We start from the raw sequence: 22,929 nt of genomic DNA, 5'->3' as shown, positions 1-22,929 counted from the left end.
ATGTCGGAGCTTTCCCGTCGTACGGTGCTGCGCGCCGCCGGAGTCACGGCCGCCGTCGCCGGCGGCGTGCAGGGGGTGGCCGCCGGGCCGGCCCGGGCGCTGCCCGCACCGCGGACCGGCGACAACCCCGTGGTACGCGAGAACCGCGCCCCGGGCTCCGACGACTGGTGCGTGGGCCGCCGCGAGACGCGCGGGGTGAGCGCCGGGCGGCCCGAGATCCAGGGGTACGCCACGACCGCCTCCGTCGCCCCCGGCGAGACCCTCGGGCTGCGCCTGTCCTCCCGGGTCGCGCGCACCTGCACGGTCGAGATCTACCGCCTCGGCCACTACGACGGGGTACGCGCCCGGCACCTGCTCACCGCCGCCGACGTCCCCGTGGACCGGATGTGGCGGACGACGGTGCCCGGCGACTGGGTGTCCGGCATCTTCCTCGCCGTGCTGACCACGGCCGGGGGATTCCGCTCCTACGCCCCGTTCGTGGTGCGGGATCCCGCGCGGGTCTCCGACGTCCTGGTGGTCGTGCCGCTGGGGACCACGCGCGCCGCGCACCCGGGGCTCGGCCTGCCCGAGGAGTTCGGTACGGACACGAGCGCGTCGCGGTGGCTGGAGGCGGCCGGCTACGACGTCGCGTACGCGACGGAAGAGGACCTGCGCGCAGGCCGAGTGGCGGCGGACCGCCACACCGCCGTCGTCCTGGTCGGCGCGGCCGCCTCCGCCCGCCGGCCGGGCCGCACGCGTGCGGCGGTGGGCCGCGCGCCCGGAGCGACGGTGCTGTCCCGGCCGCTGCGGCTGAGCGAGCCCGGGCACGTCGACGACGCGGCGCGCCAGGCCGCAGCCCGGCACCTCGACCGCGTCCTGACCGCCGCGGCCGGCACGCGAGGGAACTGACGGACCGGTCGGTCGGCGCGGAAGAGCCGGGCCCCTCGACGCCGCCGAGCGCCGGCGTCGGTCCCTGACCGGCCGACGCCGACGAGCCCGGGTTCGGGGCCGTCGGAGGCCGATGTCCGCCGTGGGCCGACACTCGAAGGTTCCGGGGCCTCAGGGTCGCTGCGCGGCGGCCCCGAAACGCCGACACCGGCCCCCGGCGACCGCCCCGGACAGCGACGCAGCAGCCATTCAGGAGCCCCGGAATCCGAGTCGGCCGCCCGTCAGCACCCCCGGACACCGACACGGCAGCCGTTCACCAGCCCCGGAACCGGCCCCGACCGCCCGCCGGCAGCCCCGGAAGCCGACAGCGGCTCCCGGTCAGTAACCCGGGCTGGAAGCCGACGCGGCCCCACGTCAGTAACCGGGGTTGGAAGCCCACGCGGCCCCCCTCCTCAGCACACCCAGAAGCTGACGTCCCCGCCGATCCAGCCCGCGAGGGTGCGCTCGTCCCAGACGCTCACCTTGCCGTCGGGGGTCACCTCGAAGCGGACGGCCATCGTGTCGCCGGTGACGGCCGCCCCGCTCACCACGCCGAGCAGGCGCTGGGTGCGGTCCGGCCGGGCCCGCAGCGGCAGCTGGAAGAGGGTCTCGCCCTGACCCCACGCCGTGCCGTCCGCCTTGGACAGCGAGAAGTGCAGGAACACCTGGTCGCCGGCGAGCCGGTACTGCGGGACGTAGTTGTCGCTGTTCGGCTTGTACAGCGCGGTGTTGTAGGGGACGGGCACCCACGGGTCGGTGCCGGGGTGCGGGAAGCGCGCCATGTTGAGATGGCGCACCCCGGCGTCGGTCCGCGCCGCGATGCCGAAGGCGAGGGTGGCGGCCGGGTCGCCGGGGCTGTTCTCGTAGACGCAGATGCCCTCGGGCTCGCGGTAGGGCAGGCCGGGGAAGGCGGTGATGTGCTGCGACTGCAGCAGGCTGCCGGAGGCCCAGTCCGTGCAGGTCGCCGTGACGTTGTCCTGCCCCTGGTCGCCGTAGAGGTGGTACACGTGGTCGCCCAGGCTGGTGTAGCCCTGCAGGGTCTTGCCGGAGGCGCCGTAGGCGAGGGTCTGCAGCGGCGTGAACCGGCCGCCGGCCGCGGCGGCGAGGTCGTAGCGGTCGATGCCGCCGGTCGCCTCGGGCGAGGCGGCGTCGTTGGACTGCCAGCGGAAGATCAGCTGCCGCCGGGTCGGGTCGACGGTCGCCGAGACCCGGTACACGCCCGTGCGCGGGGTGCGCACCACCGACGGGTCGGAGGCGTCGGCGGTGCCGTTCGGCACGTACGGGACGCGGGCCAGGGCCGTGGCCCAGCCGCCGCTCGGCATGCCGTCCAGCCACAGCCAGACGCCGGTGGCGTCGCGTTCGACGCCCAGGTTCGCCCCGTGCCCGGCCCGGCCGACGACCATCTTGTCGACCAGGGCGCCGTCGGCCGTGAGCCGGGAGACGGTGAGGCGGTCCATGTCCTGTGCCGTGTCGTCCGGCTGGCACACGTACCAGTACTGGTCGACGGACTCCCAGAAGACCGCCTGGGCGACGCTGGCGGCGGAGGCGAGGGTGGCGCCCGAGAGCAGCGGGGGCGTGACCGTGCCAAGCTTGATCAAGTGACAGCTCCTCAGAAGTGATCGAACGCCTGAGCTTAGGCCCTGGGTTCACTCGCTGTAGGGGGCTTGGCTCCGCCGCGGCCGTTTCGGGCAGCTCGCCGTCCTCCGGCTTCTTGACCCCCGCCCCCCTCTCCGCGATGCTGTGTTGCGAAATACGAGATGCGTACCGCAATAGGCAACGTTCTCGATCCTCTGTCAGCCGAGGAGTGGTCATGGCTCAGCAGGTCCGTGCTGTCGTCGCGCGCAGCAAGGGTGCCCCCGTCAGTCTGGAAACGATCGTCGTGCCCGATCCCGGCCCGGGCGAGGCCCTGGTCAAGATCGAGGCTTGCGGCGTCTGCCACACCGACCTGCACTATCGCGAGGGCGGCATCAGCGACGACTTCCCCTTCCTGCTCGGACACGAGGCGGCGGGCACCGTCGAGGCCGTGGGGGAGGGCGTCACCGACGTGGCCGTCGGGGACTTCGTCGTCCTGAACTGGCGCGCGGTGTGCGGCCAGTGCCGTGCGTGTCTGCGCGGCCGCCCCTGGTACTGCTTCAACACGCACAACGCCAAGCAGAAGATGACCCTGACCGACGGCACCGAGCTCTCGCCGGCCCTCGGCATCGGTGCCTTCGCCGAGAAGACGCTGGTCGCGGCCGGTCAGTGCACCAAGGTCGACCCGGCCGCGTCGGCGGCCGCCGTGGGCCTGCTCGGCTGCGGGGTGATGGCGGGCATCGGTGCCGCCATCAACACCGGCAACGTCGGCCGCGGTGACACCGTCGCCGTGATCGGCTGCGGCGGCGTCGGCGACGCGGCGATCGTCGGGTCGAAGCTGGCGGGCGCCTCCAAGGTCATCGCCGTGGACATCGACGACCGCAAGCTGGCCACTGCCGAGAAGCTGGGCGCGACCCACACGGTCAACTCCAAGTCGGCCGACGCGGTCGAGGCCGTACGCGAGCTGACCGGCGGCTTCGGCGCCGACGTCGTGATCGAGGCGGTCGGCCGCCCCGAGACGTACCAGCAGGCCTTCTACGCCCGCGACCTGGCCGGGACCGTGGTGCTGGTCGGCGTCCCGACGCCGGAGATGAAGCTGGAGCTGCCACTGCTGGACGTCTTCGGCCGCGGCGGCGCGCTGAAGTCCTCCTGGTACGGCGACTGCCTGCCCTCGCGCGACTTCCCGATGCTCGTCGACCTCTACCTCCAGGGCCGGCTCGACCTGGACGCCTTCGTCACCGAGACCATCGCGCTGGACGAGGTCGAGAAGGCCTTCGAGCGCATGCACCACGGTGACGTCCTGCGCTCGGTGGTGGTCTTCTGATGGCCGGCGCCCGCATCGAGCGCCTCGTCACCTCGGGGACGTTCTCCCTGGACGGCGGCACCTGGGACGTCGACAACAACGTGTGGATCGTCGGCGACGACGAGGAGGCCGTCGTGATCGACGCCGCCCACGACGCCGACGCCATCGCACGGGCCCTCGGCGGGCGGACGCTGCGCGCGATCGTGTGCACCCACGCGCACAACGACCACATCGACGCCGCGCCCGCGCTCGCCGACCGCACCGGCGCCCCGATCCTGCTGCACCCGGACGACCTGCCGCTGTGGCAGCAGACCCACCCGGACCGCAAGCCGGACGGTGAACTCGCCGACGGGCAGCGGATCACGGTCGCGGGCACCGAGCTGACCGTGCTGCACACCCCGGGGCACGCCCCCGGAGCGGTCTGTCTGTACGCCCCCGGTCTCACCGCGCTGTTCAGCGGCGACACCCTGTTCGCGGGCGGTCCGGGCGCGACGGGGCGGTCGTACAGCGACTTCCCGACCATCATCGACTCCCTCCGTGAGCGTCTGCTCGCCCTGCCGGGCGAGACCGTCGTGCACACCGGGCACGGCGACACCACCACGATCGGCGCCGAGGCGCCGCATCTGCAGGAGTGGATCGACCGCGGCTTCTGAGCCGCCCCACGGCGTCCCAGCGGCCCTGCCCCGGCTTCCGGCGGCAGGGCCGTCGCCGCACCGCGCGAGGCGCCCCGCCGGCGCGCCCGTCTTCTTCTCCCCACCCCATCTGACCTGCGGCTTCGCGGGCGCTTCGGCATGCCCGGAGAACGCCGGGCGACCCCGCGCAACCGGGACGGTGAATGCCTTGACAACGCTTCTCGGCGGCCCGCAGACTGACGTTGCGCTAATCGCAATCCGTTTCGCTATACGCACCGAGGTGTCATGATGATTCCCGCGTGCCGTCTCGCGGATCTGCCGCGAGGCGAGGCCCACCGGCTCGACATCGACCCGCCGGTCTCGGTGTTCCACACCGACGACGGCGAGCTCTACGCCATCGACGACACCTGCACCCACCAGGACGCCTCGCTCGCCGACGGCTGGCTGGAGGGCTGCGAGGTCGAATGCCCGCTGCACGCCTCGAAGTTCGACCTCAGGACCGGAGCCGTGGACGCCCCGCCGGCCAAGCTCCCGGTCCGCACCCACGAGGTCGTCGTCGAGGACGGCATGATCTTCGTCCGGCTGTCCACCGACGCGCCCAACCTGCCGCCGTGCGTCGCCGCCCGCCTGGCCGGAGGCCCCGCGTGAGGACGGTCGCCGTGGTGGGCGCCTCCCTGGCCGGTCTGTCGGCCGCGCGCTCGCTGCGGAAGCGGGGGTACGACGGCCGGCTGGTCGTCATCGGAGACGAGCCCCACCGCCCCTACGACCGGCCCCCGTTGTCCAAGGAGTTCCTGGCCGGAACCCTCGGCGAGGCGGACCTCGCCCTGGAGCGGGACGACGAGGAGCTCCACGCCGAGTGGGTGCTCGGCACCCGCGCCACCGCCCTGGACCGCACCGAGCGGGCGATCCGGCTCGCCGACGGACGCACGGTCCGCGCCGACGGCGTCGTCCTCGCCACCGGCGCCGCCGCCCGCACCCTGCCCGGCACGGACGGCCTCGCCGGCGTCCACACGCTGCGCACCCTGGACGACGCCCGCGCCCTGCGCGACGAACTCGCCCTCGGCGGACGGCTGGTGGTGATCGGCGGCGGATTCGTCGGCGCCGAGGTCGCCTCCACGGCGTACGCCCTCGGCCTCGACGTCACCGTCGTCGAGGCGGCGCCCACCCCGCTGGCCGGCCCGCTCGGCGCGGACATGGGCGCGGTCGTCTCCGCCCTCCACGCCGACCACGGCGTACGGCTGCTGTGCGGGGTCGGCGTCAAGGGCCTGAGCGGCGAGCGCCGGGTCGAGGCCGTCCTGCTGGAGGACGGGCGCACCGTCCCCGCCGACATCGTGGTCGTCGGCATCGGGGCCACCCCCTGCGTCGACTGGCTCGAGGGCTCCGGCGTCGCCCTCGGCAACGGCGTCACCTGCGGCGCCGACGGCCGCACGACGCTCGCCGGGGTGGTCGCCGTAGGCGACTGCGCCAACTGGTACGACCCGCGCAGCGGGACCCACCGCCGGGTCGAGCACTGGACGGGAGCGCTGGAGCGGCCCGACGCCGCCGTGGCCACCCTGCTGGCGTACGGCGCGCGCGAGCCGGGCCTGCCCCGGCCGCCGTACTTCTGGTCCGACCAGTACGGCGTGAAGATCCAGTTCGTCGGCCACGCGGCCGGCGCGGACACCGTCACGGTCGAGGAGGGCTCCCCGCGGGAGCGCAGCTTCCTGGCCGTCTACCGCCGGGCCGGCATGCCGGTCGCGGCGCTCGGGATGAACCAGCCGCGGCTGTTCACCCGCTGGCGCAAGCAGCTCGCCGCGACCTCTTGACAGCCCTCGCGCGACCGCCGATGCTGCGTTGCACATCACACGCAGCGTTTCTTAATACACAACGCCAGCGCAGCTCGTCCCCGCACCACGCTTCTCGTCCGACGCCGTCGGAAGTCGCTCTTCCCGGCGCGTGACCCACCGACCCACGACGTTCTCCCGAGGAGTGCACCGTGACCTCGACCAGCCTGCCGGACAGCCTGATCGCCACCCTCCCCGGCTCCTCGTACACGGACCCGGAGCTCTTCGCCCTGGAGCAGGAGCGCATCTTCGAGGCGATGTGGTTCTGCGTCGCGCGCGCCTCCGACCTGCAAAAGCCCGGAGCCTTCCGCACGGTCGACGTGGGCCGCGAGTCCATCCTCGTCACCCGCGCCCGCGACCACTCGATCCGCGCCTACTTCAACGTGTGCCGGCACCGCGGCGCCAAGCTGTGCACCGAGGAGACCGGCGAGGTCAAGCGCGCCTTCCAGTGCCCCTACCACGCCTGGACCTACGACCTTGACGGCAAGCTCGTCGCGGCGCCCAACCTCACCAAGATGCCCGACGTCGGCCGCACGGAGTACGGCCTGGTCGGCGTGCACGTGCGGGAGTGGCTCGGCTATGTGTGGGTGTGCCTGGCGGAGAACCCGCCGTCCTTCGAGGAGGACGTGATCGGCGCCGTCGTCGAGCGCCTCGGCGACGTGCAGGCGATCGAGGCCTACGACATCGACCATCTCGCGGTGGGCAAGCGGATCGTCTACGACGTGAAGGCGAACTGGAAGCTCATCATCGAGAACTTCATGGAGTGCTACCACTGCGCCACCATCCACCCCGAACTGACCGAGGTGCTCCCGGAGTTCGCCGACGGCTACGCGGCTCAGTACTACGTGGGGCACGGCGCGGAGTTCGGCGAGGAGGTCAAGGGCTTCACCGTCGACGGCTCCGAGGGGCTGGACCGGATCCCGGGCGTGTCGGAGGACCAGGACCGGCGCTACTACGCGATCACCGTCAAGCCGCAGGTCTTCATCAACCTCGTCCCCGACCACGTGATCTTCCACCGGATGTACCCGGTCGCCGTGGACCGCACGATCGTCGAGTGCGACTGGCTCTACCTGCCCGGCGTGGTGGAGAGCGGCAAGGACGTCAGCCGCTCGGTGGAGCTGTTCGACCGGGTCAACCGCCAGGACTTCGACGCCTGCGAGCGCACCCAGCCCGGCATGAGCTCGCGGCTGTACGCCAAGGGCGGCGTGCTGGTGCCCAGCGAGCACCACATCGGCGCCTTCCACGAGTGGGTGCACGAGCGGCTCGGCACGCGGCAGCCGCAGTGAACCAGGGCCCGCCGAGGCGGCCGGCCGGCGGGGACCGCCCGTGGCCCGCGCGGGGGGCGTACGCGGGCCGTGCGGCGGTCGTGCCCCGGACCGGGGCCCGGGAGGGCGTGCGGTGGCCGGACCGGCGAACGGGCGGCCCGGGAGGGTGCGCGGCCGGCGGGCCGGGCGCTCAGCCCAGGTAGCCCATCCGGTGGCTGATCTCCTCCGCACCCTTGACCAGCACCGGAGCCAGCTCGTGCATACGGTCCTCGGTGAAGCGGTAGGAGGGCCCGGAGGCGCTGATCGAGGCGATGACCCGGCCCTCCCGGTCGCGGATCGGGGCGGCCATCGCGTGCAGCCCGATCTCCAGCTCCTCCAGGGTCCAGGCGTATCCGCGCTCCCGGGCCTGGGCGAGGTTCTTCTCCAGGCGGGTCTTGGAGGAGATGGTGTGCGGGGTGACCTTCTTCAGCCCGGACTCCGTCAGCAGCGCGGCCCGCTCCTTGGCGGGCAGGTGCGCCAGCATGATCTTGCCGCTGGAGGTGGCGTGCAGCGGGGTGAGCTGGCCGACCCAGTTGTGGGCGGTGACGGCGGCCGTGCCGCGCACCTGGTAGAGGTTGATCGCGTAGTGCTCCTGCATGACGGCGATGTTGACCGTCTCGCCGATCTCCTCGGCCAGGCGCTCGCACACCGGCCGGCCCTGCTGGGTGATGTCGATGCGTCCCGTGACCGCGCCCGCCAGGCGCACGATGCCGAAGCCGAGCCGGTACTTGCCGCGCTCGCCCGCCTGCTCCACCAGGCCCCGCGCCTCCAGGGCGCCGAGCAGGCGGAACGCGGTCGACTTGTGCACATCCAGCTCGCCGGCCACCTCGCTGACGCCCGCCTCGCCCCGCTGGGCCAGGATCTCCAGGACGCTGATGGCGCGGTCGACGGACTGCACACCGCCGGACGGCGATCCGTTTGTTTCGGTATCCGGACTGTAGTTGCTCATAGCGGAACTATACGCGCGGTAAACAACACGCCCGCAAGGAACTGTGACCGACACCAAAGACCTTGCAAGTTGCGTTGTTCGCAACCTGGTGCGCATAGCGATACCCGTACTAGCATCCGTCGCGTACCGAACGGCGCGACCGAGTGAGACGAGGCACCATGGCTCCCCTTCACTACGACTTCGTCATCGTCGGCGGTGGATCAGCCGGCAGCGCACTGGCCAACCGGCTCTCCGCGGACCCCGCGAACCGCGTCCTCGTCCTGGAGGCGGGCCGGTCCGACTACCCCTGGGACGTCTTCATCCACATGCCGGCGGCGCTGACCTACCCGATCGGCAGCCGCTTCTACGACTGGAAGTACGAGTCGGAGCCCGAGCCGCACATGGGCGGCCGCCGCATCTACCACGCCCGCGGCAAGGTGCTCGGCGGCTCCAGCAGCATCAACGGCATGATCTTCCAGCGCGGCAACCCCATGGACTACGAGCGCTGGGCCTCCGACCCCGGCATGGAGACCTGGGACTACGCCCACTGCCTGCCGTACTTCAAGCGGATGGAGAACTGTCTGGCGGCCGACCCGGACGACGAGTTCCGCGGCCACGACGGCCCCCTCGTCCTGGAGCGCGGCCCGGCCGCCAACCCGCTGTTCGGCGCCTTCCTCAAGGCCACCGAGGAAGCCGGCTACGCCCCCACCGACGACGTCAACGGCTACCGGCAGGAGGGCTTCGCCAAGTTCGACCGCAACGTCCACCGCGGGCGCCGGCTGTCGGCCTCCAAGGCGTACCTCAAGCCCGTCATGAAGCGGCCCAACCTCACCGTGACCACGCGCGCCTTCGTCACCCGTGTCCTGTTCGAGGGCAAGCGCGCCGTCGGCGTGGAGTACCGGCGCGGGCGCGGCGCGCCGCAGCAGGTCCGGGCCGGCGAGGTCATCCTGTGCGGCGGCGCGATCAACTCCCCGCAGCTGCTGCAGCTCTCCGGCGTCGGCAACGCCGCCGAGCTGTCCGCGCTCGGCATCGACGTCGTCCACGACCTGCCGGGCGTCGGCGAGAACCTCCAGGACCACCTGGAGGTCTACGTCCAGTACGCGTGCAAGCAGCCGGTGTCGATGCAGCCGTACATGGCGAAGTGGCGCGCCCCCTTCATCGGACTGCAGTGGCTGATGCGCAAGGGGCCGGCCGCCACCAACCACTTCGAGGCCGGCGGGTTCGCGCGCAGCAACGACGACGTCGAGTACCCCAACCTGATGTTCCACTTCCTGCCCGTCGCGGTCCGCTACGACGGCTCCTCGCCGGCCGGCGGCCACGGCTACCAGGTGCACGTGGGCCCCATGTACTCCGACGCCGTCGGCTCGGTGAAGATCAAGAGCCGGGACCCGCGCGTGCACCCCGCGCTGCGCTTCAACTACCTCTCCACCGAGCAGGACCGCCGCGAGTGGGTCGAGGCCATCCGCGTCGCCCGGCAGATCCTGGGCCAGCCCGCGCTCGCCCCCTACAACGGCGGCGAGATCTCGCCCGGCCCGTCCGTCGAGACCGACGAGGAGATCCTCGCCTGGGTGGCCAAGGAGGGCGAGACCGCCCTGCACCCCTCGTGCACCTGCAAGATGGGCACCGACGACCTGTCGGTCGTCGACCCGCTCAGCATGAAGGTGCACGGGATGGAGGGCCTGCGCGTGGTCGACGCGTCGGTGATGCCCTACGTCACCAACGGCAACATCTACGCCCCCGTGATGATGGTCGCCGAGAAGGCCGCCGACCTCATCCTCGGCAAGGAGCCGCTGGAGCCCTCCAAGGCCGCCTACTACCGCCACCGCGACGCCCAGAAGCAGGCCGGGTAACCGTGTCCGCCGAGGCCCTGCGGTCGTTGCTCGGCCGGGTGCGCTACGAGGTGCTGCCGGCCAGGACGACCGAGGAGAAGGTCCTCGCCCATGTCCCGCGCGACGTCGTGGTCACGGTCACGGCGTCGCCGGTCAAGGGACTGGAACCGACGCTCGCGCTCACCGAGCGCCTCGCCGCCCACGGCTTCCGGGTCGTCCCGCACGTGCCCGCCCGGCTGCTGCGGGACGACACGCACCTGAAGGACGTGGCCGAGCGGCTGCGCGCCGCCGGCGTCGACGACGTCTTCGTGCCCGCGGGCGACGCCGACCCGCCGGCCGGGCCCTACCAGGGCGCCCTGCCGGTGCTGCGCCGGCTGAGCGAACTGGGCGCGCCCTTCGCGCGGACGGGCATCACCGGCTACCCGGAGAGCCATCCGCTCCTCCCCGACGACATCACCGTCCAGGCGATGTGGGACAAGCGGGCGCACGCCACGTACATCGTCAGCAACCTCTGCTTCGATCCCCGCGTGCTCGGCGACTGGATCGCCCGTATACGGCGCCGCGAGGTCACCCTGCCGGTGTACGTCGGCGTCGCCGGGCCGGTGCAGCGGGCCAAGCTGCTCGCCATGGCGACGAAGATCGGGGTGGGGGAGTCGACGCGCTTCCTCACCCGGCACGCCGCGTGGTTCGTACGGTTCGCCGCACCCGGCGGGTACACGCCGCACAAGCTCCTCTCCCGCGCCGCGCCGGCCCTCACCGCGCCGTCGGCGGGGGTGGCGGGCCTGCACCTGTTCACCTTCAACCAGATCGCGGAGACCGAGCGGTGGCGCCGCGCCCTGCTCGACCGCCTCGGCTGAAGCACGTCACCGGCGCGACACACGGGCGCCCCCTGTGTGTGACGCGCGGTCGGGGACCCCTTGTCCGCCCGGCAAACCGGCATCCGCAGACCTCTTGACGGGTGTCCGCAGGTTCGGTCAGGGTGTTCCACCACAAGCAATCGAATGCACAATGCGCAACGAAATCCTGAAGGGTCGGCGCATGGCGGATCTGTATGTGGACGGAGAATGGCGGGCCCCCGTGGCCGGCGGCCGGCGGGAGATCCGCTGCCCGGCGGACGGCACGCTCGTCGCGACGGTCTCGGAGGCCACCCGCCCCGACACCGAGGCGGCGATCGCGGCGGCACGGCACGCCTTCGACGCCGGCCCCTGGCCCCACACCCCCGAACGCGAGCGCGGCGCCCTGCTGCTGCGCACCGCCGACATCCTGGAGCGCGACGCGAAGGAGTTCGCCCGCGCCGAGTCCCTCGACACCGGCAAGCGCCTGGTGGAGAGCGAGTACGACATCGCCGACGTCGTCTCCTGCTTCCGCTACTACGGCGGCATCGCCGGCACCGACGCGGGGCGGGTCGTCGACACCGGCCGCGACGACGCCATCAGCCGGGTCACCTACGAACCCGTCGGCGTCTGCGGACTGATCACCCCCTGGAACTACCCTTTGCTGCAGGCCTCGTGGAAGGTCGCCCCGGCCCTGCTGGCCGGCAACACGATCGTCCTCAAGCCCAGCGAGCTCACCCCCTCCACCTCCGTGCTGCTGATGAAGGCGCTTCACGAGGCGGGACTGCCGGCCGGCGCCGCCAACCTCGTCCTCGGCGCCGGAGCGGAGGCGGGCGCCCCGCTCGCCGAGCACCGGGACGTCGACATGGTCTCCTTCACCGGCGGCCTGGACACCGGCCGGCACATCATGGCCACCGCCGCCGCGACGGTGAAGAAGGTCGCGCTGGAGCTCGGCGGCAAGAACCCCAACGTCGTCTTCGCCGACGCCGACTTCGAGGCGGCCGTGGACTTCGCGCTCACCGCCGTCTTCCTGCACTCCGGGCAGGTCTGCTCGGCCGGCGCCCGCCTCGTCGTCGAGGACACGATCCACGACGCCTTCGTCGACGAGGTCGTCCGCCGCGCCCGGCGCATCCGCCTCGGCGGCCCCTTCGACCCGGAGGCGGAGACCGGCGCGCTGATCTCCGCACAGCACCGCGAGAAGGTCGAGGCGTACGTCGCCGCCGGCCTCGCCGAGGGTGCCGTCCTGCGCTGCGGCGGGGCCCGCCCCGACGACCCCGCACTGCGGCAGGGCTTCTACTACCTGCCCACCGTCCTCGACGAATGCACACAGGACATGCGCGTGGTCCACGAGGAGTCCTTCGGCCCCGTGCTCACCGTCGAGCGCTTCCACGACGAGGACGACGCGGTCCGTATCGCCAACGACACGGAGTACGGACTCGCGGGAGCCGTCTGGACGCAGGACGCCGGCAAGGGCCAGCGCGTCGCGCGCCGGCTGCGCCACGGCACCGTGTGGATCAACGACTACCACCCCTATGTACCGCAAGCCGAATGGGGTGGCTTCGGCCACTCCGGCGTGGGCCGAGAGCTGGGTCCGACCGGCCTCGCCGAGTACCGAGAGCCCAAGCACGTCTGGCAGAACATCCAACCCCGGCCGCAGCACTGGTTCAGCGGCTGAACGCCGAAAAGAGGTCGAACGTGACCACAGCACAGACCGAGGTGCCGCAGTGGCGCCGCACGTCCCAGAACCCCGAGGACCGCACCCCGGTCATCTCCGTGCGCCGGCTGTGGAAGGTGTTCGGGCCCAAGGCCGAGCAGGTGCCGCAGTCCGAGGAACTGTGCGGGCTGACCCGCCGGGAACTCATGGACCGCACCGGGTGCACCGCCGCCGTGCGCGACGTCGACTTCGAGGTCTCGCCCGGTGAGGTCTTCGTCGTCATGGGCCTGTCCGGCTCGGGCAAGTCCACCCTGGTGCGATGTCTGACCCGGCTGATCGAACCCACCTCCGGCGAGGTGGTCTTCGAGGGCGAGGACATCCGCGGCGCCGACGCCAAGCGGCTGCGCGAACTGCGGCGCCGCAAGTTCTCCATGGTCTTCCAGCACTTCGGCCTGCTGCCGCACCGCAAGGTCGTGGAGAACGTGGCCTTCGGCCTGGAGATCCGCGGCATGGGCCGCGGCGAGCGCATGCGGCGCGCCCGTGAGGTCGTCGAACTCGTCGGCCTCGCCGGCTACGAGAACTCCTACCCCGACCAGCTCTCCGGCGGTATGCAGCAGCGCGTGGGCCTCGCCCGCGCCCTGGCCGGCGACCCGGAGGTCCTCTTCTTCGACGAGCCGTTCTCCGCGCTCGACCCGCTGATCCGCCGCGACATGCAGAACGAGGTCATCCGGCTGCACCACGAGGTCGGCAAGACGATGGTGTTCATCACCCACGACCTGTCCGAGGCGCTCAAGCTCGGCGACCGCATCCTGATCATGCGGGACGGCAAGATGGTCCAGTGCGGCACCGGCGACGAACTCGTCGGCGCCCCCGCCGACGACTACGTACGCGACTTCGTCCAGGACGTGCCCCGCGGCGACGTGCTCACACTGCGCTGGATCATGCGCCCCGTGCAGGACGACGACCCCCTCGACGGCCCCGAACTCGGCCCGGACGTCGTGGTGCGCGAGGCGACCCGCGCGGTGCTCGCCGCCGAGAAGCCGGTCAAGGTCGTCGAGAACGGCAAGCTGCTCGGCATCGTCGGCGACGAGGAGATCCTCGCCGTGGTCGCCGGGCAGGAGGGCGGTGCCTGATGGCCGCCGTCGCCGACACGAGCGCGCCGGTCACGGCCTGGCGCCGGAAGGTCACCCGCCCGATGGCGGTGGGGGCGATCGTGGTCGCCTGGCTGGTGCTCTTCGCCGTGCTGCGCGGCCGACAGACCCTCACCCTGGCCGCGGCGGACCTCACCTCGCTGCACCGCTGGCTCAACGACGTCAACGACACCGTCGGGGCCAACCGCAACTCCAACCCGCTCTTCCTGTACTTCTTCAACGAGATCCGCCTGGCCATCGACAACCTGGTCACCTTCGTCCAGTCGCTGATCTCCCAGCCCACCGCGGGCCGCCCGGTCCCGCAGATCGGCTGGCTCGGCGTGGTCGGCATCGCGGGCTACCTGTCCTGGGCGGTGGGCAACTGGCGGGTCGCCCTGCTGGCCGTCGCCGGGTTCACCTTCTTCGGGCTGCAGGGCCTGTGGCAGGAGTCCATGGACACCCTCGCGCTGACCCTGTCGGCGGTGCTCGTGGCCCTGCTCATCGGCATCCCGCTCGGCGTGTGGGCCGGTCTCTCCGACCGGTTCAACAAGATCATGACGCCGTTCCTGGACTTCATGCAGACGATGCCGACCTTCGTCTACCTGGCCCCGCTCACCCTGGTCTTCCTCATCGGCGGCGCCTCCGCGGTGATCACCACCGTGATCTACGCGGCCCCGCCCGCCATCCGCATCACCGCGCACGCCATCCGCTCCGTGCCCGAGACCACGGTCGAGGCCGCCGACTCGCTCGGCACCACCCGGCGGCAGCAACTGCTCAAGGTGCTGCTGCCGATGTCCAAGCGCACCGTCGTCATGGGCGTCAACCAGACCATCATGGCCGCCCTCGCCATGGTCACCATCGCCGCGCTGATCGACGCGCCCGGCCTCGGCAAGACCGTCGTACAGGCCCTGCAGTCGCTTGATGTGGGCACCGCCTTCAACGCGGGCCTCGCCATCGTCGTCATGGCCATCGTGCTCGACCGGGTCACCACCGCGGCGGCCGGCCGCGCCGACACCGCGCGGCGCACCGGCGGCGCCCTGGCCCGCTGGCGCCGGCCGCTCCTCATGGCGGGCGGCATCGGCACCGCGTTCCTGGTCTACGTCTCCCACACCTATGTCTACGCAGCCGAGTTCCCCGGCGACGGCACCGTGGGCACGCACATCGCGAGCTGGGCCGACACCGCCACCACCTGGCTCCAGGACCACCTGTCGGGCCTGACCAACGCGGTGCGGGACGTCATCACCAACGGCCTGCTCAACCCCTTCCAGACGCTGCTGACCGACTCCCCGTGGTGGCTCGTCGGCCTCGTCCTGGTCGCGCTCGGCGCGGTCCTCGGCGGCTGGCGCGCCGCGGTGACGGCCGCGGTGTGCGTCGGGTTGCTCGTCGGCACGGGCCTGTGGTCGGACGGCATGACCACGCTGGCCTCCACGGCGGTGGCCACGGTGCTGGTGATGCTGCTCGGCGCGGTGTTCGGCGTGTGGATGGGACGCAGCGCGCTGGTCGACCGGGTGGTGCGGCCCACGCTGGACGCCGCGCAGGTCATGCCGCCGTTCGTCTATCTGGTGCCGTTCCTGGCGCTGTTCGGCGCCACCCGGTTCACCGCGATCGTGGCGGCCGTGGTCTACGCGGCGCCCGTCGCCATCAAGATCATCGCGGACGGGGTGCGCAACGTGCCCGAGGCCACCGTGGAGGCGGCCACCTCGGCCGGCTGCAACACCTGGCAGATCATCACCAAGGTGCAGTTGCCCGTGGCCCGCAGCGCGCTGACGCTGGCGACCAACCAGGGGCTGATCTACGTGCTGTCGATGGTCGTGGTGGGCGGCCTGGTGGGCGCCGGCGCCCTCGGCTACGACGTGGTGGCCGGGTTCTCGCAGGGGCAGCTGTACGGCAAGGGGCTGGCGGCAGGTCTCGCCATCGTCCTGCTGGGAGTCATGTTCGACCGGATCACTCAGGCTGCGGCGCGACGCACCCGGGCATAAGGAGCACCACACATGGCACGACACTGGCGAGCCGGCGCGGCCGGCCTGACCGTCCTGGGGCTGACCCTCACCGGGTGCGTGGGGGCGAAGGTCGGCGACACCGCGTCCGCCGCGAAGAACGCGGACGGCACGTGCGGCACGTTCAACCTGGCCGTCAACCCGTGGGTGGGCTATCAGGCCGACGCGGCGGTCGTCGCGTACGTGGCGCAGCACGACCTCGGCTGCAAGGTCAACAAGAAGGACCTGAAGGAGGAGATCGCCTGGCAGGGCTTCGGCACCGGTGAGGTCGACGCCGTCCTGGAGAACTGGGGTCACGACGACCTGAAGAAGAAGTACATCACCGACCAGAAGACCGCCGTCTCCGCGGGGCTGACCGGCAACAAGGGCGTCATCGGCTGGTGGGTGCCGCCGTGGCTGGCCAAGGCCCATCCGGACATCACCGACTGGCGGAACCTCAACAAGTACGCCGCGAACTTCCGCACCTCGGAGTCCGGCGGCAAGGGCCAGCTGCTCGACGGCGACCCGTCCTACGTCACCAACGACGCGGCCCTGGTGACCAACCTGAAGCTGAACTACAAGGTGGTGTACGCCGGCAGCGAGACCGCGCTGATCCAGGCGTACCGCAACGCCGAGAAGAACAAGCAGTGGCTCATCGGCTACTTCTACGAGCCGCAGTGGTTCATGACCGAGGTGCCGCTGGTCAAGGTCAAGCTGCCGGCGTACAAGGCCGGTTGTGACGCGGATGCGGCCAAGATCGCCTGCGACTATCCCGTCTACGGCCTGGACAAGATCGTCAGTACCCGGTTCGCCCAGTCGGGCAGTCCGGCCTACCAGCTGGTGAAGAACTTCCACTGGACCAACGAGGACCAGAACCTCGTCGCCAAGTACATCGCCGTCGACAAGATGTCGGACGAGGCGGCGGCGAAGAAATGGGTGGAGGCCAACCGCGACAAGGTGGAGGCCTGGCTGAGGTAACTCGCCTGGCCGCGAAGGCCGGTTCACGGTGCCCGGGGGCGGTGCGCACACATGCGCGCCGCCCGCCGGGCATCGCCGTTTTCCGGCCTGTCGTACGGCCCGTTCTCCGACGTCACGCACCCCTTGACACCCATCCCGGCGACGGGCACATTGAGTTGCGCAACCTGAATCGAGTTGCGCAGAAAGCAACTGAAGCGGTCTTGAGTTCGGAGGTTGGGCGATGGCGGGACCCCGAGTGGTGATCATCGGAGCAGGTGTCGTGGGCGCGGCCCTGGCGGATGAGATCTCCGCCCGCGGCTGGACCGAGGTGACCGTAGTCGACCAGGGCCCCCTCCCGGCCACCGGCGGCTCCAGCTCGCACGCCCCGGGCCTGGTCTTCCAGACGAACGCCTCGAAGACGATGACGGAACTGGCGCGCTACACCGTCGAGAAGTTCTCCTCCCTCGAGGTCGACGGCAAGCCCTGCTTCCTGCAGGTCGGCGGCCTGGAGGTGGCCACGAGCCCCGAGCGGCTGGCGGAGATCCAGCGCCGGCACGGCTGGCTCGCCTCCTGGGGCATCGACTCCCGGCTGCTGAACGCCGACGAGTGCGTGGAGCGGCACCCGCTGGTCGACCGCGACAAGGTCCTCGGCGGCCTGTTCGTCCCGACGGACGGCCTCGCCAAGGCCGTCCTCGCCGTCGAGGCGCAGATCCGCCGGGCCACGGAACGCGGCGTGCGCTTCCTGGCCCGGCACGAAGTGCTCGACATCCGGCAGAGCGAGGGCCGCGTCACCGGCGTCGTGACCGACCACGGCGAGATCGACGCCGACATCGTCGTGTGCTGCGCCGGCATCTGGGGTCCCAAGATCGCCCGCATGGTCGGCATGAACCTGCCGCTGACGCCGCTCGCCCACCAGCTCGCCTGGACCGGCCCGGTGCCCGCCCTCGCCGGCCAGACCGAGGAGGCCGTCCGCCCGATCCTGCGCCACCAGGACGCCGACCTCTACTACCGCGACCGCTACGACGGCATCGGCATCGGCTACTACGGCCACCGGCCCATGCCGGTCTCCGCCGACGACATCCTCTCCGTGGACGAGGCCGAGGAGATGCCCTCGGTGCTGAAGTTCACCGAGGAGGACTTCGAGCCCGCCTGGACCGAGACCCAGTCCCTGCTCCCGGCGACGCAGGAGGCCAAGGTCGAGGAGGGCATCAACGGCCTGTTCTCCTTCACCACCGACGGTTACCCGTTGCTCGGCGAGTCCGGGCAGGTCAAGGGCTTCTGGGTGGCGGAGGCCGTGTGGGTCACCCACTCCGCGGGCGTCGGCCGGGCCGTCGCCGAGTGGCTGGTCGACGGCTACTGCTCCTCCTTCGACCTGCACGAGTGCGACGTCAACCGCTTCGAGCCGCACCAGCTGTCCCCGGAGTACGTCCTGGCGCGCGACTGCCAGAACTTCGTCGAGGTCTACGACATCCTCCACCCCCTCCAGCCGTCCGGTGACCCGCGCCCGATCCGCACCAGCCCCTTCTACGCCCGCCAGCAGGCGCACGGCGCGTTCTTCCTGGAGGCCAACGGCTGGGAGCGGCCCCAGTGGTACGAGGCCAACGCGCCCCTCGTGGAGGGCCGGAACATCCCCACGCCCAACGACTGGGCCGCCCGCTACTGGTCCCCGATCGTCGGCGCCGAGGCCCAGGCCACCCGCGAGACCGTCGCGCTGTACGACATGACGGCCCTCAAGCGCCTGGAGGTCACCGGCCCCGGCGCGGCCGCCTTCCTGGAGCGGCTGTGCACCGGCAAGATCGACAAGTCCGTCGGCTCGGTGACGTACACCCTGCTGCTCGACCACGACGGCGGCATCCGCAGCGACGTCACCGTCGCCCGCCTGGCCCGCGACCGCTTCCAGGTCGGCGCCAACGGCAACCTCGACCTCGACTGGTTCTCGCGTCACCTGCCCGCCGACGGCACCGTCCAGGTCCGTGACATCACCGCCGGCACCTGCTGCATCGGCCTGTGGGGACCGCTCGCCCGCGAGGTGCTGCAGCCCCTTACCGAGGAGGATTTCTCCAACGAGGGTCTGAAGTACTTCCGCGCCAAGCACGCCTACATCGGCGCGGTGCCCGTCACCGCCATGCGCCTGAGCTACGTCGGCGAACTCGGCTGGGAGCTGTACACCACCGCCGACCAGGGCCTGAAGCTGTGGGACACCCTGTGGGCCGCGGCCCAGCCGCTCGGTGGCGTCATCGCCGGCCGGGGCGCCTTCAACAGCCTCCGCCTGGAGAAGGGCTACCGCTCCTTCGGCACCGACATGACCTACGAGCACGACCCCTACGAGGCCGGCGTCGGCTTCGCCGTCAAGCTCGACAAGGACGACTTCATCGGCAAGGCGGCGCTCCAGCGGCGCAAGGCCGACGTCCGGCGCAGGCTGACCTGCCTGACCATCGACGACCCGCGGGCCGTCGTCCTGGGCAAGGAGCCGGTGTACGACGGCGAGCACGCCGTCGGCTACGTCACCAGCGCCGCCTACGGCTACACCGTCGGCAAGGGCATCGCCTACGCCTGGCTCCCCGCCGGACTCGCCGAACCCGGCACGCGCCTGCACATCGGCTACTTCGACCAGCGGATCGAGGCGGTCGTCGCCGAGGAGCCGCTGTTCGACCCGACCATGTCCCGTCTGCGTGGCTGACCCTCCGGAAGGAGCACCACCGGTGACCGCACTACTCCTGGACGGCAAGGCGACCGCCGCCGCCATCCGCCGCGAACTCGCCGAGCGCGTCGCCAAGGTGACGGCCCTCACCGGCCGCGCACCGGGCCTCGGGACCGTCCTCGTCGGCGACGACCCGGGCAGCCGGTCCTACGTCGCCGGCAAGCACCGCGACTGCGCCCAGGTCGGCATCGCCTCCCTGCGCCGCGAACTGCCCGCCGACGCCACCCAGCAGCAGGTCGAGGACGTCATCGACGAACTCAACGCCGACCCGGCCTGCACCGGCTACATCGTCCAGCTGCCGCTGCCCCGCCACCTGGACGCGGGCGCCGTACTGGAACGCATGGACCCGGCCAAGGACGCCGACGGACTGCACCCCGTCAACCTCGGCCGGCTGGTCCTCGGCGTGGACGCCCCGCTGCCGTGCACCCCGCGCGGCATCGTCGAACTGCTGCGCCGGCACGACGTGCCGCTCGCCGGAGCGCGGGTGTGCGTCGTGGGCCGCGGCATCACCGTCGGACGGCCCATAGAACTGCTGCTGACCCGCAGGTCCGAGAACGCCACCGTCACCCTGTGCCACACCGGCACCAAGGGCCTGGCCTGGCACGTGCGCGAGGCGGACATCGTCGTCGCCGCGGCCGGCTCGCCCGGACTGATCACCAAAGACATGCTGCGCCCCGGCGCGGCCGTCCTGGACGTCGGTATCACCCGCACCGAGCAGGGCCTCGTCGGCGACGTCCACCCGGACGCCGCCGAGGTCGCCGGACGGCTCGCGCCGATGCCCGGAGGAGTGGGACCCATGACAAGGGCGATGTTGCTCGCCAACGTCGTCGAGGCCGCCGAGAGGAACGCCACCACCGCATGAACGCCTTGAACACCCGCCTCGCGGAGCTGGACCCCGAGGTCCACGAAGCCCTCCGGGCCGAGCTGCACCGCCAGCAGTCGACCCTGGAGATGATCGCCTCCGAGAACTTCGCGCCCACCGCGGTCATGGAGGCGCAGGGCTCGGTCGCGACCAACAAGTACGCCGAGGGCTACCCCGGCCGCCGCTACTACGGCGGCTGCGAGCACGTCGACGTCACCGAGCGCCTGGCCATCGAGCGCGTGAAGTCCCTCTTCGGCGCGGGCTACGCCAACGTCCAGCCGCACTCGGGCGCGCAGGCCAACACCGCCGTGTTCTTCGCCCTGCTCCAGCCAGGCGACACCGTCCTCGGCCTGGACCTCGCGCACGGCGGCCACCTCACCCACGGCATGCGCATCAACTACAGCGGCAAGATGCTCAACGTGGTGCCCTACCACGTCTCCGAGCAGGACAACCTGGTCGACATGGACGAGGTGGAGCGCCTCGCCAAGGAGCACCGGCCCAAGATGATCATCGCGGGCTGGTCGGCGTACCCGAGGCAGCTGGACTTCGCCGCCTTCCGCCGGATCGCCGACGAGGTCGGCGCCCTCCTCATGGTCGACATGGCGCACTTCGCCGGCCTGGTCGCCGCCGGACTGCACCCGAGCCCCGTCCCGCACGCGCACGTGGTCACCACGACCACGCACAAGACCCTCGGCGGTCCGCGAGGCGGTGTCATCCTCACCAACGACGCCGACCTCGCCAAGAAGATCAACTCCGCGGTCTTCCCCGGCATGCAGGGCGGCCCGCTGGAGCACGTCATCGCCGCGAAGGCGGTCGCCTTCAAGGTCGCGGCCACGCCCGAGTTCGCCGAACGCCAGGCCCGCACCCTGGCCGGGGCGCACCTCCTCGCCGAACGGCTCGGCAGGCCCGACGCCGCCGCGGCCGGCGTCAAGGTCCTCACCGGCGGCACGGACGTCCACCTCGTCCTGGTCGATCTGCGGGACTCGCCGCTGGACGGCAAGCAGGCCGAGGACCTGCTCCACCGGATCGGCATCACCGTCAACCGCAACGCCGTGCCCTTCGACCCGCGCCCGCCCATGGTCACCTCCGGCCTGCGCATCGGAACCCCGGCGCTGGCCACCCGAGGCTTCACCGAGGCCGACTTCGCCGAGGTCGCCGACGTCATCGCGCTGGCCCTCCAGCCGGAGCCGGACGTGCCCGCACTGCGCGCCCGCACCGAGGCGCTCGCGGCCAAGCACCCGCTCTACCCGCACCTGACGCACGACGGAGACGCCCGATGAGCCCCCGCACCCCCGGCGCCGACCTCCCCGACCACCCCGACTTCCTGTGGCGCGACCCCGACCCGAAGCCGTCCTACGACGTGATCATCGTGGGCGGCGGCGGACACGGCCTGGCCACCGCGCACTACCTCGCGAAGAACCACGGCATCACCAACGTCGCCGTGCTGGAGAAGGGCTGGCTCGCGGGCGGCAACATGGCCCGCAACACCACGATCATCCGCTCCAACTACCTGTGGGACGAGAGTGCGGGCATCTACGAGCACGCCCTCAAGCTCTGGGAGGGCCTGGAGGAGGAGCTCGACTACCCGATCCTCTTCTCCCAGCGCGGCGTGCTGAACCTCGCCCACAGCCTGCAGGACGTCCGGGACAGCGTCCGCCGCGTCGAGGCCAACCGGCTCAACGGCGTCGACGCCGAATGGCTGGACGCCGACGGGGTCAAGGACGTCTGCCCGATCGTCAACACCTCGCCCGACGTGCGCTACCCGGTCCTCGGCGGCACCTACCAGCCGCGCGCCGGCATCGCCAAGCACGACTACGTGGCCTGGGGCTTCGCGCGCTCCGCGGACGCGGCCGGCATCGACATCATCCAGAACTGCGAGGTCACCGGCCTCGACGTGATCGGCGGCCGGGTCGTCGGCGTCCAGACCACCCGTGGCCCCATCGCCGCCGGCAAGGTCGCCCTGTGCTCGGCGGGCCACACCTCGGTCCTCGCCGCGATGGCCGGCATCGACCTGCCCCTCCAGAGCCACCCCCTGCAGGCCCTGGTCTCCGAACTCCTGGAGCCGGTGCACCCGACGGTCGTCATGTCCAACGCCGTCCACGTGTACGTCAGCCAGGCCCACAAGGGCGAGCTGGTGATGGGCGCCGGCATCGACGCCTACAACTCCTACACCCAGCGCGGCGCGTTCCACATCATCGAGGAGCAGATGGCGGCCGCCCTGGAGCTCTTCCCGGTGTTCGCCCGCGCCCACGTGCTGCGCACCTGGGGCGGCATCGTCGACGTCAGCCCCGACGCCTCGCCCATCGTCGGCCTCTCCCCGGTCGACAACCTCTACCTCAACTGCGGCTGGGGCACGGGCGGTTTCAAGGCGACCCCCGGGGTCGGCTGGGTCTACGCCCACACCATCGCCCACGACACGCCCCACCACCTGAACGCCCCCTTCTCGCTCGACCGTTTCACCACCGGCGCGCTCGTCGACGAGCACGGCGCTGCCGCGGTGGCCCACTAGGGAGCCGAAC

At 71.7% G+C, this 22,929-nt stretch carries 18 protein-coding genes; 16 read left to right on the top strand and 2 right to left on the bottom strand.

Annotated features, from left to right (window positions below; translation table 11 throughout):
- Positions 1–888, top strand: coding sequence for a N,N-dimethylformamidase beta subunit family domain-containing protein (locus tag ACF1AL_RS36445; RefSeq protein WP_391828594.1), 888 nt, complete (start codon positions 1–3; stop codon positions 886–888).
- A 431-nt stretch (positions 889–1,319) separates the two neighbouring features.
- Here ACF1AL_RS36445 and ACF1AL_RS36440 read toward each other — a convergent pair whose 3' ends face one another.
- Positions 1,320–2,504, bottom strand: a complete 1,185-nt coding sequence (locus ACF1AL_RS36440; protein ID WP_391828592.1) for a hypothetical protein — start codon at positions 2,502–2,504, stop codon at positions 1,320–1,322.
- A gap of 212 nt (positions 2,505–2,716) precedes the next feature.
- On the opposite strand from ACF1AL_RS36440, the gene ACF1AL_RS36435 reads away from it, so the two are divergent.
- The 5 genes from ACF1AL_RS36435 to ACF1AL_RS36415 all read left to right on the top strand — a co-directional run bounded on the left by ACF1AL_RS36435 (position 2,717) and on the right by ACF1AL_RS36415 (position 7,522).
- The gene (locus ACF1AL_RS36435; protein ID WP_384205300.1) at positions 2,717–3,802 is read left to right on the top strand and encodes an S-(hydroxymethyl)mycothiol dehydrogenase; all 1,086 of its coding nucleotides are present in this window, start codon (positions 2,717–2,719) and stop codon (positions 3,800–3,802) included.
- On the top strand, positions 3,802–4,434 hold the full coding sequence (locus ACF1AL_RS36430; RefSeq protein ID WP_391828590.1) for an MBL fold metallo-hydrolase: 633 nt from the start codon (positions 3,802–3,804) through the stop codon (positions 4,432–4,434). The genes ACF1AL_RS36435 and ACF1AL_RS36430 overlap by 1 nt, the downstream gene beginning before the upstream one ends.
- Before the next feature lie 264 nt (positions 4,435–4,698).
- On the top strand, positions 4,699–5,061 hold the full coding sequence (locus ACF1AL_RS36425; protein WP_366837353.1) for a bifunctional 3-phenylpropionate/cinnamic acid dioxygenase ferredoxin subunit: 363 nt from the start codon (positions 4,699–4,701) through the stop codon (positions 5,059–5,061).
- Complete coding sequence (locus ACF1AL_RS36420; protein WP_391828588.1) at positions 5,058–6,218, top strand: NAD(P)/FAD-dependent oxidoreductase; 1,161 nt, start codon at positions 5,058–5,060, stop codon at positions 6,216–6,218. Before ACF1AL_RS36425 ends, ACF1AL_RS36420 begins: the two co-directional genes overlap by 4 nt.
- A gap of 170 nt (positions 6,219–6,388) precedes the next feature.
- Positions 6,389–7,522, top strand: a complete 1,134-nt coding sequence (locus ACF1AL_RS36415) for an aromatic ring-hydroxylating dioxygenase subunit alpha (RefSeq protein WP_391777666.1) — start codon at positions 6,389–6,391, stop codon at positions 7,520–7,522.
- A 169-nt stretch (positions 7,523–7,691) separates the two neighbouring features.
- On the opposite strand, the gene ACF1AL_RS36410 is transcribed toward ACF1AL_RS36415, so the two are convergent.
- On the bottom strand, positions 7,692–8,489 hold the full coding sequence (locus ACF1AL_RS36410) for an IclR family transcriptional regulator (RefSeq protein WP_366837357.1): 798 nt from the start codon (positions 8,487–8,489) through the stop codon (positions 7,692–7,694).
- Positions 8,490–8,647: 158 nt separating this feature from the next.
- Here ACF1AL_RS36410 and betA point away from each other — a divergent pair, with 158 nt between their 5' ends.
- From betA to ACF1AL_RS36360, 10 genes are all read left to right on the top strand, one after another.
- Complete coding sequence (gene betA, locus ACF1AL_RS36405; RefSeq protein ID WP_391698521.1) at positions 8,648–10,318, top strand: choline dehydrogenase; 1,671 nt, start codon at positions 8,648–8,650, stop codon at positions 10,316–10,318.
- 2 nt (positions 10,319–10,320) lie between these two features.
- Positions 10,321–11,154, top strand: coding sequence for a 5,10-methylenetetrahydrofolate reductase (locus ACF1AL_RS36400; protein ID WP_386585106.1), 834 nt, complete (start codon positions 10,321–10,323; stop codon positions 11,152–11,154).
- A gap of 181 nt (positions 11,155–11,335) precedes the next feature.
- On the top strand, positions 11,336–12,805 hold the full coding sequence (locus tag ACF1AL_RS36395) for an aldehyde dehydrogenase family protein (RefSeq protein ID WP_366837360.1): 1,470 nt from the start codon (positions 11,336–11,338) through the stop codon (positions 12,803–12,805).
- A gap of 20 nt (positions 12,806–12,825) precedes the next feature.
- Positions 12,826–13,917: a glycine betaine/L-proline ABC transporter ATP-binding protein gene (locus ACF1AL_RS36390; RefSeq protein WP_366837362.1), complete on the top strand. Its 1,092-nt coding sequence runs from the start codon at positions 12,826–12,828 to the stop codon at positions 13,915–13,917.
- Complete coding sequence (locus ACF1AL_RS36385) at positions 13,917–15,893, top strand: ABC transporter permease (protein WP_391828586.1); 1,977 nt, start codon at positions 13,917–13,919, stop codon at positions 15,891–15,893. Before ACF1AL_RS36390 ends, ACF1AL_RS36385 begins: the two co-directional genes overlap by 1 nt.
- A gap of 12 nt (positions 15,894–15,905) precedes the next feature.
- Positions 15,906–16,868 (top strand): ABC transporter substrate-binding protein, encoded by a 963-nt coding sequence (locus ACF1AL_RS36380; RefSeq protein WP_391828584.1) that lies wholly within the window; start codon positions 15,906–15,908, stop codon positions 16,866–16,868.
- 220 nt (positions 16,869–17,088) lie between these two features.
- Positions 17,089–19,527, top strand: coding sequence for an FAD-dependent oxidoreductase (locus ACF1AL_RS36375; protein ID WP_391828582.1), 2,439 nt, complete (start codon positions 17,089–17,091; stop codon positions 19,525–19,527).
- A 22-nt stretch (positions 19,528–19,549) separates the two neighbouring features.
- The gene (locus tag ACF1AL_RS36370; protein ID WP_391828580.1) at positions 19,550–20,410 is read left to right on the top strand and encodes a bifunctional methylenetetrahydrofolate dehydrogenase/methenyltetrahydrofolate cyclohydrolase; all 861 of its coding nucleotides are present in this window, start codon (positions 19,550–19,552) and stop codon (positions 20,408–20,410) included.
- Positions 20,407–21,690 (top strand): serine hydroxymethyltransferase, encoded by a 1,284-nt coding sequence (glyA, locus tag ACF1AL_RS36365; protein WP_384205281.1) that lies wholly within the window; start codon positions 20,407–20,409, stop codon positions 21,688–21,690. The genes ACF1AL_RS36370 and glyA overlap by 4 nt, the downstream gene beginning before the upstream one ends.
- Complete coding sequence (locus tag ACF1AL_RS36360; protein WP_366837368.1) at positions 21,687–22,919, top strand: sarcosine oxidase subunit beta family protein; 1,233 nt, start codon at positions 21,687–21,689, stop codon at positions 22,917–22,919. Before glyA ends, ACF1AL_RS36360 begins: the two co-directional genes overlap by 4 nt.
- Positions 22,920–22,929 lie beyond the last annotated feature (10 nt).

The sequence above is a fragment of the Streptomyces sp. NPDC014801 genome, from assembly GCF_043082085.1.
Classification (GTDB): domain Bacteria; phylum Actinomycetota; class Actinomycetes; order Streptomycetales; family Streptomycetaceae; genus Streptomyces.
This window is presented reverse-complemented; position numbering and strand designations above follow the sequence as displayed.